The 15,004-nt window shown below is 67.3% G+C and carries 5 protein-coding genes; 2 read left to right on the top strand and 3 right to left on the bottom strand.

Annotated features, from left to right (window positions below):
• Positions 1–840: 840 nt before the first annotated feature.
• Together ACIBB8_RS35675 and ACIBB8_RS35680 are read right to left on the bottom strand one after the other, a co-directional pair.
• Entirely contained in the window at positions 841–1,704 is an 864-nt protein-coding gene (locus ACIBB8_RS35675; protein ID WP_398959310.1) for a hypothetical protein, read from the bottom strand.
• Positions 1,705–1,718: 14 nt separating this feature from the next.
• Positions 1,719–10,793 carry a DNRLRE domain-containing protein gene (locus ACIBB8_RS35680; RefSeq protein ID WP_398959311.1) on the bottom strand — a complete coding sequence of 3,025 codons (9,075 nt, stop codon included), beginning with the start codon at positions 10,791–10,793 and terminating at the stop codon, positions 1,719–1,721.
• Between the two features lie 479 nt (positions 10,794–11,272).
• On the opposite strand from ACIBB8_RS35680, the gene ACIBB8_RS35685 reads away from it, so the two are divergent.
• Entirely contained in the window at positions 11,273–11,746 is a 474-nt protein-coding gene (locus ACIBB8_RS35685; RefSeq protein ID WP_398959313.1) for a hypothetical protein, read from the top strand.
• Positions 11,746–14,208: an FG-GAP-like repeat-containing protein gene (locus ACIBB8_RS35690; RefSeq protein ID WP_398959315.1), complete on the top strand. Its 2,463-nt coding sequence runs from the start codon at positions 11,746–11,748 to the stop codon at positions 14,206–14,208. The genes ACIBB8_RS35685 and ACIBB8_RS35690 overlap by 1 nt, the downstream gene beginning before the upstream one ends.
• 499 nt (positions 14,209–14,707) lie before the next feature.
• Here ACIBB8_RS35690 and ACIBB8_RS35695 read toward each other — a convergent pair.
• Positions 14,708–15,004: DDE-type integrase/transposase/recombinase (locus ACIBB8_RS35695; RefSeq protein WP_398959317.1), on the bottom strand; the 297-nt coding region annotated here is incomplete at its 5' end.

The raw sequence follows: 15,004 nt of genomic DNA on the forward strand, positions 1-15,004 counted from the left end.
CCGATGCGCACCCCTGACCGGAACCGTCCCCGGCCAGGGATCAACGCGACATCACGGACGCGAGATCAACCGGCCAACGCCGTGAAACAACGAGGTCAGTCCTCCACTGGCTCCACTCGAATGGGTGCAGCACCACCCAGATAAAGCATGCACCCCGCATCCTCCACATCCGCGTTCTCTGGTGAGACCACGTAGATCCCCGCGGTGGGCGCGGGGACCCAGCCAAGATTACGCGGAGGGTCATACGCCTCGTAATGTCCGACGTAGAGCCTCGTCGGCGGGATGGATACCGTACAAACATCTCCCGCACGGAGCTCGGACAGCGCCGGTTCCACCCGATATGGAACCCATCCCGGTGAGCATTGTCACCCGGGAAGGAGAATGCGCCATCCCATCGAGAATTCGAGGAGTGGTCGATCACCCCCCACGGCCATTCCAAAATGATTCGGCGCGAATCCACCGCGACTACCAGAGCACTTGCCGGCTCGCAGGAGACGACAACTTCGTCGCCGATCTGAGGAACCAGATCTTCTCGCCACCATCAGTTCTGGCCGTGAACGGAGCTGGTGCGCGCGGAACCCACGGGGACCACCGCCCTACCCCGCCCTACCCCGCCCTACCCCGCCCCCCCACAGCCCATCACACGAACCACCAGGAAACAGACACCCCAGCCGACCCCCTCACGCCGGCGCGCGCACGTGAATGATCGAGACCAGAGCCAGTAGCCGCTCGTCCTGGACCACTTGTCTTAGTTAAAGAATTTTCTGGGTTGTTTCGGCCGGGGCCGGCAGCCGCCAGAAGCGGCAGCCGGCCCCGGCCGTCACGCACCCGGTCCCGACACTACGCGTCGTGCCGCCCGAGCGCCGCAGCGACGATCGGCAGCGCGTCGTCTCCGGCGCGCGCCGTCCACACGCTGAACCCGCTCTCCGGAAAGAAGAGTTCGGCCTCGCGCTCCACGACGGTGACACCCTGTCTGCGCGCCGCCGCCAGGACTTCGGCGTATGGGTGCCCGATCAGCTCCATGCCCCGGTGTACCACTTGCGCGGGCCGGGCCATGACGACGCATGTCACGCGGCCTTGGGAGTCGTATCCGACAGCCGCACCCGCTGACAGGAAATGGTCCTGCGAGGCGGGCCCGAATTCGGGTTCGGACTCCATTCCGCTGCCGAGCAGTTCACGCACGTCTTCTCTCGGGGATCCCAGCCGCACGGCTCCGAAGCCGCGGTGGGGATCTACCTCGAAGTTCCGCGGCGCGATTCGTCCTTCCCCTTCGAAGAAGGAGAATTCATAAATCACTCGGGTGCGTGAGGAGATCAGAACGCTGCGGAAGTCCCCCGGGGAGTCCACATGCGGATTGCCGAGCACGATGCCCAGCCCCGGGACAACCCAGTCAGAGCCCTTCTGTTCCACGGGAACACCGGCGGAGCGCAGCTCCGCCAGTACCTCCGTGTGGGAACGGTCGAGCAGTCCCACGCCTCGCAGGCTCAGCTCCGCCGGGGCGGCCACCTCGATTGAACACAGCGAGTCCCTGTCGTCGTATCCCAGGATCATCCCCAACCCGTGGTAGGCGTCCGAGAGAACCGGAGCGTATGCCGACCGGCGAAATACGGACGGCTCCCCCAGAGTCTCTCTGACGGACTGCCTGGACATCCCGAAGCGCACCTCGGGAAAGCCCTCCAACGGCAGAATCTCCATGTCGATCAAGGCGGCCTCCGGGGTTAGACGATCGGCCGGTTGAACCCGGCCTTGTTTGCGGCTTCGATGAAGTTGGGCAGCTTCGTGAGCATCTCATCGATCGCGGCATCGTACTTGCCTGGGAACATCGACTTCACGTTGTCGATGTCCATCTGGAGAGCTTCCGTGAGGCGCCCCTGCTTGAGGAGGTACGACTGGTGGGCGCGGTGCATCTGCCCGTCGTAACTGCTGCCCCAGCTCTCCGTGGAGTGATGATCGGCCTTGTCCATTTGGATGGTCAGGCCCTGCCCCTCCGGCATGCCGAAGGCGTCCTTGATGGACTGGCTCGCCGGCATGTGGTTGCGCTCGATCACGCCCTTCTTCGCGTGCTGGTCCTTGTACTGGCCGCCCCGGTAGGGCCCACCGGTGACGGCGCAGGCGCCCTGGACCGGCGGGTTGGCGTTGTGGACCAGCGCCGGAGTGCCGCCGACGTACACGAAGTAGGTGTGGACTCCGTCGACCGTGAGGTTGTGGACCCGCTGGGTCCGCTCGGTCTCGTCGACGCCCGTGACCTGGGACCAGGCCCCGGTCGCGGTCTGCAGCCACATTCCGGGCTTCAGTTCCCCGGCCGTGACCCACCGGCCGAAGTCGGGGAGCCAGAAGGGGTGACCGGTCGTTGCCGTGATCGTGCCGGGCTTGGCCGGGCCCTTCGCGCCGTCGGAGTCGACGGTCACCCGGACCAGGCGCTTGCGCCCTTCGCCGACGATGGTGTCGGTGATCTGGCGGGCCTGCAGGTCTCCGGTCTCCGGGTCGGAGGCCAGGACGTACTCGCCCTCCTTGAGGTCCTCGATGTCCTTCGTGGACCCGTCGGCCATCAGCACCTTCGTGCCCGGGACAAAGCTGTTCTTCTTCTTACAGCTGCCGCCCTTCGACCCCCGGTGCTTACCCGTGCCCTTCTTGACGGTCGCCTTCGCGTTGCTCACGCCGGACTTGACCTTGTCGACGCCCTTCTTGCCGCCGGACGCGATCTTCTTGCCGCCAGTCTTCGCCGCGGACTTGACCGCGTCGACCGCGTTGGCGCCCTTCTTGGCCCACTTCGCCGCCGTGACCGCGTTGCCGGCACCCGGGATGGCCGCGGCCATGGACATCGCACCGTCGACGTAGTTGCCTTCGGCCATGTACCAGATGCCGTTGGCGACGTCTGCGGCTTCGCCGATGACCGGCACCATGCCCGCCACGTCCAGGGCCGCGTGGCCGACGTCGGAGAGGGAGATGTCGATGCCGAAGAGGTGGCCGTCCAGCTCCACGAAGGAGATGGGGTTGCCGCCGGCGAAGGCGTAGCGGTTGCCGGTGTACGGGTCGGTGGCCAGGGACATGTCGTCCAGGGCGCCGCCGTACATGTCCCTTGTCAGGAACCGGTTCAGACCCGGGCTGTAGTTGCGGAAGCCCATGTCGTAGGTGCCGGAGCCGTCGTCGTACCGCTGCGCGTTGTAGCGGTAGTCGTTGTACTGCTCCTTGTCCGGATTCTGTGCGTCGGGCTTGTCCGCGCCGGTGAACTGCGCGTCGTCGTCCGAGCCGTAGGCCGTGTAGCCGTAGGTGGCCCGGGTGTTGCCGTCCTCCTTCGTGACCGCCTCCACATCACCCTTGGGGTGGTAGAGGTACTGCGAGTACTCGTGGGGACCGGTGTCCTTGTGCTTGATCTGGGTCAGCTTCTGACCCCACGGGCTGTACTGGTAGGACTTGGTCGCCTTGCCGGCGACCTCCTCCCGCAGCACCTTGGACTCCATGCCCAGGTACGTGAAGACCGTGGTCTTCCCCGACGTGCCGGACGTGGTCTCCGACGCCGTGCGGTCAAACGCGTCATACACATACGACGTCGACTTCGCCGACGCACCCGTACCCGCCGTGTGCTTGGCGATCCGGTCGAAACCGTCGTAGCTGTACTTCTCCTGCACCGACCCGTTCGACGAGACCGTGTCCAGCCGGCCCAGCGGGTCGTAGTTGTAGGTCGAGGCGACACCACCCGCGGACGTCTTCAGCAGGCGGTTGCGGTCGTACGTCGACGTCGACGTGACCCCGCCCGACTTCTGCTCGACGATGTTGGAGTTGCCGTCGTAGACGTACTCCTCGGTGCCCGCACCATGACCGGTCTTGGTGACCTTGGCGATACGGTCCTGCGGGTCGTAGTCGAACGTCGAGACGGTGTCCAGATACGCCGCCGTGTTGTCGGCGTTCATCAGCTTCGCCGTGTCCTTGGAGCGGTTCCCGTTCGGGTCGTACTCCAGGTCGTGCGAAGCCACGACGGTGCCGCCGGACTTCTTCTCCACCTGCGACTTGACCGCACCGTTGAGCCAGTACGCGTAGTCGACGGTGTTCCCGTTCGGCTTCGTCTGCTTCAGCGGCTGACCGCGGTCGGTGTAGGTGAGGGCGGTGATCTGCTGGTTGCCCGCCGTCGGCGTGTCCGCGTTCGTGATCTTGTTGATCATGTCGCGGACGTCGTACTCCGCCTTCGACCACGTCACATCATGTGTGGTCTCCAGCGGGTTGCCGTTGACGTCATAGGTCAGCGAGGTCGTGTTCTTGACCGTGCTGCCCAGCTTCTCCTCGACCTTCGACAGCTGATTCAGCTCGTCGTAGGCCATCGCGTACGCGTCCGCCTTCGCGCCCGGCGAGAGGTCCTTGACCTCCGACAGCAGCCCGTTGGCGTCGTACTTGTAGGTGAAGTCCTTCTTCTCGTTGTCACTCTCGCCCGTGTTGGCACGCACCAGCTTGATGCCATCGGCGACGACCGTGCCGTTGGCCGCGTCGGTCAGGGTGACCTTCTGGGTGCCCGACTCGGTGAAGGAGTACGAACCCAGCGAGACCCAGGTACCCGACCCGGTGGACTGGTTGACGGTCCGGGTGGTCTCCCCGGTCGAGTGGGTGATCTTGAACGGGGCGTCGGTGGCCGCGCCGGTCACGTCACCGTGCCGGACGAAGACCTCGTACGTACCGTCCTGCGGGATGTTCAGCTGCCACGTGAAGGACTCGGTGCCGGTGCCCTTGGCGTTCGTACGGACGTCGTAGCCCCACTGGCCCATGGCCTGGGAGGCGTCCCAGTTGCCCTGTGCGGCCGTGTTGTGGATGTCCGTCGAGTCGACGACCACGACCTGCTTGCCGACCGGAACACCGTCATCCGAGCGGGCCTTCTGGTTGCCCGACGGGTAGAAGTCCCACGTCATCGTCCGCTGCGACGAGCCACCGGCCGAGGTCAGCGTGTTCCTGGTCTGCTGACCCAGCGTGTTGTAGTCGTACGCCGTGGTGATGTCGAAGGGGTCCGTGGCCGACTTGGTCCAGCCGTTGTCGTAGTAGTCGTACTTGGTCGTGTTGCGGACCGTCTGGCCCTGCGACGGCGGGGCCGAGACCTCGGCCAGCTGGCCGACCGAGTCGTACGAGTAGATCGTCCGGTCCGGGCTGCCGTAATTGGCGTCACCCTGCTTGAACGGGGACAGCGTCTCCTTGACCCGGTTCAGCTCGTCGTACACGGTCTCCGAGGTGAAGTCGGTGGCATCCGACGTCGTCTCGACACCGCGCGGGCTGATCTCCTTCGTCTTGTTGCCGACCTCGTCGTACTCGAACCGGGTCGTCCGGTACGTGATGACGCCCGAGCCGTCCTTCGAGTACGGGACCTTGACCTCCTTGGTCAGGCCACGCCGGTCGAAGATGGTCTCGCTGGTGTTGCCCTCGGCGTCCGTCGCCTTGTCGGTGCGGCCGTCGAGGTCGTAGTGGACTTCTGTGAACTTGCCCGCCGCGTCCGTCGTCTTCACGACCCGGTTGTCCAGGTCGTAGGCGTACTTCGTGGTGAAGTCGGACGTGTCCGGGGTGGCGTTCTTCTTCGGGTCGACGACCGTGATGACGTTGCCGACACTGTCGTACGTGCTGGAGACCTTGTCGCCCCGCGCGTTGACCACCGAGACGGGCTGATAGATCTCGTCCAAGGTGTACGAGGTGGTGTAGTCGCCGACCGTCGACGTCAGGTTACCCTTCGGCTCAGTGACCGTCTTGACGTTGCCGACCTTGTCGTACGTGGTGGTCGTGCGCCGCTCGGGGTCGGTCGCCTCGTCCTTCGGAGCGAGGGAGTCGGTGACCTGGTCCGCCGCGTCGTACACCGACGAGGTCTCCGCGCCGTTCGGCCCGAACGCCTTCAGCGTGTTGTTGTTGGCGTCGTAGACCGGTGCCGGCGTGATGATGTCGACACCGGCCTCCTTCGTCTGCTTCTGCTCCAGCGGACGGCCGAAGTAGTCGTAGTCCTGAGTGACCTTGGCGCCCTTGGCGTTGACGACCTCCTTGGTGTTGCCGCGCTCGTCGTAGACGAAGGTCGTGGGGTTGTTCAGCGCGTCCTTGATCGTCGCCGGGTACCCGTGCGGGCCGTAGTCCGCGTAGGTGGTGGTGTGGCCGTTGGCGTCGGTGTCCGTCAGCGGCTGGCCGTAGGCGTCGTACACGGTGGTCGACTGGTAGTCGCCCGCCGTCGCCGAGGCGACACCCTCCGGGTCCGTGACCGAGGTCTGGTTACCGAAGGAGTCGTACCCGAACTCCGCGACGTTGCCCAGCGGGCTGGTCTTCCGCCACAGGTCGGCGGAGTAGCCGTCGAGGCGGGACTGGTACTCGAGCTTGGTCGCGCCGGCCGGGTACTTGGCCGGGTCGCAGTAGTCGGTCGGGTTGAACGACGACCACGACTTGGTGGTCTCCGGATCCCACTGGCGCAGCGGGTAGCCGGTCTTGGAGTCGTAGCAGGACGCGGCCTTGGCCCCGTTCGCCGCCTCCAGGTACGTGACGTTGTTGTCCGAGTCCCAACTCATTTTGGTGGTCTGGGACTTGGCGTTGACCGACTGGACCGGACGGCCGAAGTCGTCCGTCGTGTACTTCGTGACGTGCGACTCGGCGTCCTTCACCGAGGTGTCCACGAACTTGGTGTTCGCGGCGTTGACCGCGTACGTGAAGTCCGTGTCACCGCCGAGCCGGTCCGTGATGGTCTGCGCCCACCAGTGGTACTTCGGGTCGTCCCCGTCCTTCGGCGCGTAGTAGCCCAGCTTGGTGCTGTGCTGCCGCGGGTCCTGTACGTCCACCAGCTTGACGTTCTTGCTGCCCTGCGTGGTGTCGTAGGTGAAGGAGAAGAACTTCTCCTTGCCCGAGCCCGCGCCGTCGGTCAGCTTCGTCAGCAGGCCCTCGGTGGAGTAGTCGAAGGTGAGCGTGCGGCCCGAGATGTCCGTCATCGACTTGACGTGGTCGACGCTCTTGACGTTGGTCGCGTCGGACTTGCTGAAGTACTCGACCGTGAGCGACTGCCGTCCCGCCGGGTCGGTGATGTACTTCAGGAACTTGGTCGGCTTGTTGTTGGACTTGCGCTCCTCGTACGTGAACGTCTGCGTGTTGCCGTCGTTGTCGACGGCAGACGTCATGTAGCCGTCGCAGCCGAACACGAACCGCGTGCCGTCAGGACGGGTCAGTGTCCAGGCGTCCGGGACCGGATCCTTGGTCGGCTTGCAGTCCAGGCCAGCCTTCATCGTCAGCTTGTAGTGGACACCGGCCGGTGCCTTCCACACGCTGTTGGTGGCGTCCCAGCGGAAGGTGTGCGTGGTGCCGTCACCGTCCGGGAGCCTGACCTCGGTCGGGTTCGGGTTCGGGTGGAAGTCCAGCGGCGCGCCCAGGCGCGTCGGGCCGGAAATCTGCGCCGACCAGCCGTGGCCGAGCACCGTGTCCGACGTGTCGAGGCTGTTGTAGGAGAAGCGGGCGAAGGTGTTGAGACCGCGGCCCGGGTTGTTGATGGCGTTGTACGACCAGACACTGTTGCCCGAGGCCAGGTTGTTCATGACCGTCGAGCCGGCGCCGGTGTTCTTGCCCGTGTAGGAGTAGAACTTTTCGAGGCCCAGCGTGTTGGAGGTCGGGTCCTCGACCCTGACGTTCTGCTTCAGCGACGGGATGGCGCCGGTCCCGGCGGACAGCCAGGTGCCGTCGGCGACCTTCTTGACGTCCCAGCCCAGCACGTAGTCCAGGCGCTTGTTGCCCTCATCGGAGTTGATGGGGGTCTTGACCTGCGCCTGGATCGTGGCCGACTTGCCCGGAAGCAGGGCCGGGATCGCGGTGGACAGCTGGTTGCCGCCGGTGGTGACGTCCGTGCCGTCGGGCAGCTTCCAGGTGTAGGACAGCTGCCGCTCACCCGCCGCCCACGCGGTCGCGGTCGTGTTGGTGACCGTGAACTCGACCGTGTACTGCGAGTTCGGGGTCATCCGGGCCGGGGTGGTCGGCGCGTAGTACGTGTCCTCCGTCGTCGCGTCGACGTAGATGACCTGCATGTACGGGCGCAGCTGCGGGTCGGAGGCCTCCGCCGACAGGAACACGGTGCGCTCCTGGGGGCCGGTGGTGGTCTCGTCCTTCAGCTTGACCAGGACGCCCTTGTTGCCCGTGGGCGTCTTGACCCAGGACTGCATCAGGCCGGTCGCGTCCCACCAGTGCCGTCCGACCTCGTCGGTGATCTGCGGGACGGTGTCCGAGACGGTGGCGGACATGTCGCCGCCGGGCGTGGTCCACGGCGTGGTGGCGTTGGCGTTGTTCCACGTCGCGGTGGTCTCGGTGAAGTCCCTGGTCAGCGCGTGGAGTTCGTAGATCGCACCGTTGGTGGTGCTGGTGGTCTCCGCGCCCCACATGTACATCTTGTTCTCCAGCACCGTGGCGGTGGTGGGGATGGATGTGGTGGGGAACTTCACGACCGCGCGGGTCTTGCCGTACGTGCCGGAGTTGTTGCCCACGCTCAGCCAGGTCTGGGCCTTGCCGGAGAGCAGACCGTCGTGGTTGACGGTCGGCTGCTGCGAGGAGAGCGTGGTGTCGGTCTGGCCCGCCTGGATGATCTTCATCGTCCGGCCGGCCTTGGGGATGCCCACGATGCGGGTCGGCGACCCGAGCAGCTGCCCGCTCTTGGTCTTGACCGCGAGCTGGTAGTAGTACGACTTCCCGATCTCGCTGGAGCTGGAGTCTGGGGTCGGCACCGCCGTGGTGTCCGTGTACGTCGTCGTGGTCGACGCGATCGGGGCGATCAGCGTCGCGGCGGACGGCGTGAAGGCCTGCTGCGTGGAGCGGTGCAGCTGGTACTCCGCGATGTCCAGACCGGTGTCACCGCTGCCGTTGGCGTACGCCGGCCAAGACAGCTGCGGGCCGGTGGAGTGGACCACGGTCGGCGAGTTCAGCGACGTGCCGACGGCCCCGTAGGTCACCGTCAGGCGCGGGTAGGTGGACGTCTCGTCGCCGTAGGTGTTGCCGTCGGCCGCCTCGTAGCGCGGGCCGCCGGTCGGCGCGGTGCCCGACTCGTCCTTGGCCTTGAGCACGAAGCCGTGGTTGACGGCCGTGCCGGAGACCCACTTCTGGACCGTGTCGGCGACGGGGAAGTCGTGCCACTTGTTGTAGTCCCAGGCGCCCTTGGTGATCTCGGCCGGATTCACCAGCCGCACCGAGTCGGCCAGCGTACGGGTCGTGGACGAGCCCGTGTCACCGAGGACGATCTTCCCGGCGTTCCCCTTGGCGAAGCTCAGCTCCGCCGCGTCCAGGGTCTTCCAGACGCCGCCGGTGCCGGTCTGGTTGACCGTGTAGTTCTTGGTGCCGCCGTTGTGGGTGACCGTGTACGGGGCTGCCGTGGCCGCGTCCGACGCAGCCGGGTAGTGCACGTCCACCCGGTACGTGTCGGTCTCCGGGACCCTCGGCTGCCAGGTGTACGACTCGCCCGTCAGCGCATTCTTGTTGTAAGCGTAATCGTCGTTGGTCGCCGCGCCGCCGGTCGTGGTGGATCGCGGCCACTCGCCGACCGCCGCCGTACCGGCATCACCGTCGTCCAGCTGTACGGTGGTGCCGGACAGTTCACCGACCAGCGTGCTGGTGTTGGACCACGTCGCGGGCGTCGCGCCCGACTCGCTCCAGGCCCCGGTGGCCCGGTGCGCCTCGAGGGCGACGGCGTTGCCGTTGGTGGTGTGCGACTGGTCGTAGTACATGCTCAGCCGGGCCGCGTCGACCTTCACTCCCGCCGGGACCTCGTTCAGCGGGAACTTGATCAGCGACCGGGCGATGCCGGTGTCGGTCTTGCCGACCGACAGCTTCCAGGTGTTGTTGAAGTTGGCCGCCGGCTGGTCCGACAGGACCATCGTGTCCTCGGAGGCCGAGGCGATCGGCGTGATCGTGATCGTCGGGTCGATGACGACCGGGTACTGGCGTTCCTTCGCCGCAAGCCACTTGGCGTCCGGCGTGACGGTCAGCTTCCAGCCCTTGCCGTCGGCGTCCCGGATCAGCTTCTGGGTGACCTTGGTGCTGTACGTACCACCGGTCACCGACTGCGGATCCTTCTTGGCGTCCGTCATGTACGGAGCCGGGATCACCATCACCGGAGTGCCCGGAGCCTCGCCGAAGAAGGCGATCGAGCCGTCCTTCCGCGCCTTCGGCGTCAGACCGCCCTCGGTGTCCAGGGTGAAGGTGAACGACACCGGACCTGACGGGCGTCCGGCGAGGACGATGTCCTCCTTCACCTCACCGTTCCCGACCCGGTACGACAGATCCGCACCCGCGACCGCGTCTTTGTAGACGACCCGGTCGTCCTTCGTCTCCGGCTTGAGCGCACCAGCACCGGTCAGGCCGAACGTGACCGCCCCGCCGCCCTCGGCCTCGAAGCGCATCAGCTTGCCCGGGGCCGAGCCGAACCAGCTCTTGCCGGTGTTCGCGGTGTTGGCGAAATCGAAGCCCTTGTCATGGGTGGCGCGCACCGTCGTGTCGATCGGCTTCCAGGACTTCCCGGACCTGTACGAGGTTGGTGTCGCCGTCAGCTCGGCCTCGATCCGGCCGTCCGAGAGCTGCCAGAAGCGTGCTTGCGACGTGCGCTTCCCGGTCAGCTCCTTGACCCGCTTCGCCTTCGGGAGCTTCTTGCCCTTCGACAGCTTCTCCCGGCTGGGTATCTCCAGGTTTCCGCCGACCGGGGGCTTGTTGTCATTGTTGTCGTCGTCGGAGAACCATCCCTTGACGGTGTCGACGATTCCCTTGTCCCCACCGCCGTTTGATGACGAGGACGGTGCGGCATACGCGATCTGCGGCAGCAGTGAACTCACCACGGCCGAAACCACTAGACAGGAGATGTATCTCCCGTACCGAACTTTCACCCCAAACCCTTTCCATGGTGCACCCGTTGCAAAGAACCCGAAACGGGCACGTCGTGGTCCGCCCGGAATGCCGGGGGACCCGGAGGAATGGCACCGTGACCCATCCAGTGAGCCGGGCATGCTTGAGGAACCGCCGAGGTCGGCGGCACGTCAAGAGACAGCTCACCCCTCCCAGGTGACTCTCGATCACAGCGCCGCGGTTTCTATTACGGAAATTGACGCCACGTCAAGCGATAGGACATATCAGGGCGGTTGGATTCCGAATCGGCCGCGCTTTGCCCCGAATGTCTTCTCGGTGGATTCGGTTCGTTGCTGTGGTGTATAACCACCCGACTTTGCATCGGACGAATTCCCCTGGAGAGGCCGTGAGTGCACCAGAAGACCCGACGTTGAATACCGGACAACCGGTTTCAGTCGCAGAATCCTCCGATGTGGCCGAAAAGGGCCCCGTTGGCCCGGCGACGGCATCGCGCGACGGCTCAAGCAACAACCGGCGCGGCTTCGTCATCGCCGCCGCGGTCGTCGCCGCGTGCACCGGCCTGGTCCTGTACGGCGTCCTGAACACCGAGGACCAGCCGAAGCCGCGCGCCGTCCCCACCGCCGAGGTCACTTACGAGGTCACCGGCACCGGCACCGTCGAGATCTCCTACCTCGCGCGCAGCGAGGCCGACGACGCCACCGTCGAGAAGGCCGTCAAACTCCCCTGGAAGAAGTCCGTCCAGGTCCCCCTCGGCAAGGCCCCCAGCGTCAACATCGCCCTCGACGGCAAGGGTGGCCAGGCCCTGTGTGCCCTCGCCATCCGCGACCGGCACGTCCAGAGCGCCACCGCCTCCGGCACCTACGGCCGCGCCACCTGCACCGGCGAACTCCCCGCCCCCGCCGCCACCGAAGAGAGCACCGGCTGATGTCCGCCCTTCCCCGTACCGCAACGCGCACCGCGGCCCGTACCGCCGTCGCGGCCGCGGTCGTCCTGGCCGCCCTGGGCCTCACGGCCCCGGCCCAGTCCGCCCAGTCCGCCCAGGCTGCCCACACCGGGCCCACCGGCACCCTGCACACCGTCGCCGTATCGGCCGGCACGGACCCGGCGCAGCGTGCGCTCGCCGCCCGCGCCACCAAGCCGTTCAGCATGGTCGGCGTCACCTGGGACGACCCGTACGCCCAGCTCGGCGGGACGGCCGAGGTACGCACCCGGTCCAGCGAGAGCGGCAAATGGTCGGCCTGGCGCGCCCTGGACACCGATGTCCGTACGCCGGAATCCGGACCCGACCACGCGAGGCACGGCCTGCGCGCCGGCACCCAGCCGCTGTGGACCGGCGCCTCCGACGGCGTCCAGGCCCGCCTCACCGGTGCCCACGGCAAGGCGCTCCCACAGGGACTGCGCGTCGAACTGGTCGACCCGGACGGCGGCACCAGCAGCACCCGGAGCACCATGTCGGCCACCACCGCCCAGGCCACCACCGCCGGGCAGCCGCCCATCACCTCGCGGGCCGCCTGGGGCGCCGACGAGTCGATCGTCGTCGACCCGCCCACCTATACGACCGACACCAAGGCCGTGTTCGTGCACCACACCGCGGGCACCAACAACTACACCTGCGCCGAATCGGCCTCCATCATCCGCGGCATCCTCATCTACCACGTGAAGAGCAACGGCTGGAACGACATCGGCTACAACTTCCTTGTCGACAAGTGCGGAACGCTCTTCGAGGGCCGCGCGGGCGGCATCGACAAGCCCGTCTACGGCGCGCACACCTACGGCTTCAACACCAACACCAGCGGCATCGCCGTCCTCGGCGACTACAACACCGCCACCACCACTCCCGTCGTACGGGAGTCCATCGCGAAGCTCGCCGCCTGGAAGCTCGGCCTGTACGGGATCAACCCGTCCGGCACTGTGGTGATGGCGGCCGGCGCCGACAACGGCAAGTTCACCGCGGGCCAGCTGGTCACCATGAACCGCATTTCCGGCCACCGCGACGGCTATCCGACCGAGTGCCCCGGCAACAACCTCTACGCCGACCTGCCCGCGATCCGCACCCTCGCCACGGACGTCAACTCCCCCTCCCCGGCCGGGGATTACAACCGCGACGGACGCGCCGACCTCGCCGCCGGCATCCCGCAGGCCACCGTCGGCGGATTCGCCGGCGCCGGCCAGGTCTCCGTGGTCCCGGGCGCCCGCAGCGGCCCCTACGCCGCCGCCAGGACCGCCCTCACCCAGGACTCCGCGGGCGTCCCCGACGCCTCGGAGGCCGGCGATGCCTTTGGCGCGGCCACCGCGTACGGGGACCTGGACCACGACGGCTACGCGGACCTGATCGTCGGCGCCCCCGGCGAAGAACGCACCGACGCCACCGACGAGGGCGCGCTCACCGTGTTCCGCGGCAACCCCAACGGCCTTGCGGCGGAAGCCACTTCGATCAGCCCGAAGCAGAGCGGCGACCGCTTCGGCGCGGCCCTCGCCACCGGTGACTTCGACGGGGACGGCAGCGCCGACATCCTCGCCGTGGCCGCCGGCAGCGGTCGCGCCTATGCCGTGGACGGCGCCGACCGCACCCTCTCCGCCCCCGCCGTACTGGCCGAGGGCCCCATCCAGGACACGGACATCGCCACCGGCGACTTCGACCACGACGGCTACACCGACGCCGCGCTCACCTTCCGTACGGAGACGGGCTCCTCCCTCGCCGTACTGCGCGGCTCGGCCGAGGGCCTGCGCACCGCCGACCTGTCGGTCCTGGCCGGCGCGGACGGCCGCTCCGTCGCGGCGGGCGACCTCAACGGCGACGGCTATGCCGACCTCGCCGTGGGCCGCCCCGACGCCGGAAACGGCGGTGAGATCGCCACATACCACGGCTCCGCCGACGGTCTTACGACCACGGGGGCGCCCGTCCTCGACCAGTCCACGCCCGGTGTGCCGGGCGGCGCCGAAGAGGGTGACCGGCTCGGCAGTTCGGTCGCCATCGGCGACACGGACGGCGACGGTTACGCGGATGTGCTGGCCGGACTGCCCGGCGAGGACCTCACCGTGGGCGGCGTCGACCAGGCCGACGCGGGCGCGGTCCTGCTGCTCCACGGCAGCCCCACCGGGCTGACGGCGACCGGCTCGGCCACGTACAACACCGACCAGACCGGAGTCCCGGGCGCCGCCGAAGCCGCCGACCGGCTGGGCTCCGCAGTGGCCCTCGCCGACTTCACCGGCGACGGATACGCCGACCTCGGCATCGGCTCGGACGGCGAGAACGGCCCCGACGGGACCGTCCTCACCCTCAACAGCGGCCCCACCGGGGTCACTCCGGCCAGCGGCCTCTACTTCGGCCCTGCCACCCTCGGCGCGGCCGCGGGCTCCCACATCGGCGACGTACTCGCGCGGTAAGGCGCCGTCGGAGGCCGAGGTGTGCTCCCTGCACCGGAAGACAGCGGGGCGCCCAGGACCTGAATTGGCTGACGAGGCTCTTGCCACGGTGCAGGCCCATCCTCAGGGCTGTCCCGTAATCCCTGACGGGTGCACGACGACAGCTACGGCACCTCGCCGCGTTGTCGGAACGTCCGAATACATCCAGTATGCGGACGCCTCTCCGCCTTGCGATGCACCGCATCTGACGCCGCGTGCGATGTGCCGGTTTGGTGTCAGTGGGTGGGTGTCAGTGACGGCATGTCAGGTTGGTGTGTTTGTGCTGGTGGCGGTGTGTCTGGAGGGTCAGGTCACTGACACGGGGTGGTATCTGCGGCGGGTGCGGCTGTCATGGAGCGGTACACCCTGCCCACTTCCACTGTCATGGGAACGGCACTTCTGATGGCGTTGTCACGTTGTTGGGTGCGTGGGTGCCTGATGGCGCGTCGGGGCGTGGTGGGCCCGCGGTGCGGGCCTGCGCTCAGGCCATGGTGGGCAGGCTGGCGACTCCGGTGATCTGCTCCCAGATCGTGAAGCGGGCGGTCATCTCGGCTCGGTAGTCGGTGGCGGTGAGCAGGTGGCGGCGGGGTCGGAAGTGGGGTGAGATGCCGCTGAACGCGGACAGGAACCGTTGGGCTCCGCCGACGCTGCGGAAGCCTTTCATGGCGCGTTCGCGTTGCCGCGTGGGCTGGTGGCTGTTCTCGGCCCGGTTGTTGAGGCCCTTGTGGGAGCGGTGCTCGACGGAGGGCATGACCTCGCGGTGGGCCGCGCCGTAGGA

Origin of the sequence: Streptomyces sp. NPDC051286 (assembly GCF_044455345.1) — a bacterium.
Taxonomy (GTDB): Bacteria; Actinomycetota; Actinomycetes; order Streptomycetales; family Streptomycetaceae; genus Streptomyces.

Bases quoted from the DNA above. Each gene is read 5' to 3' on its own strand.
- ACIBB8_RS35690 (WP_398959315.1), top strand. From the start codon at position 11,746: ATGTCCGCCCTTCCCCGTACCGCAACGCGCACCGCGGCCCGTACCGCC.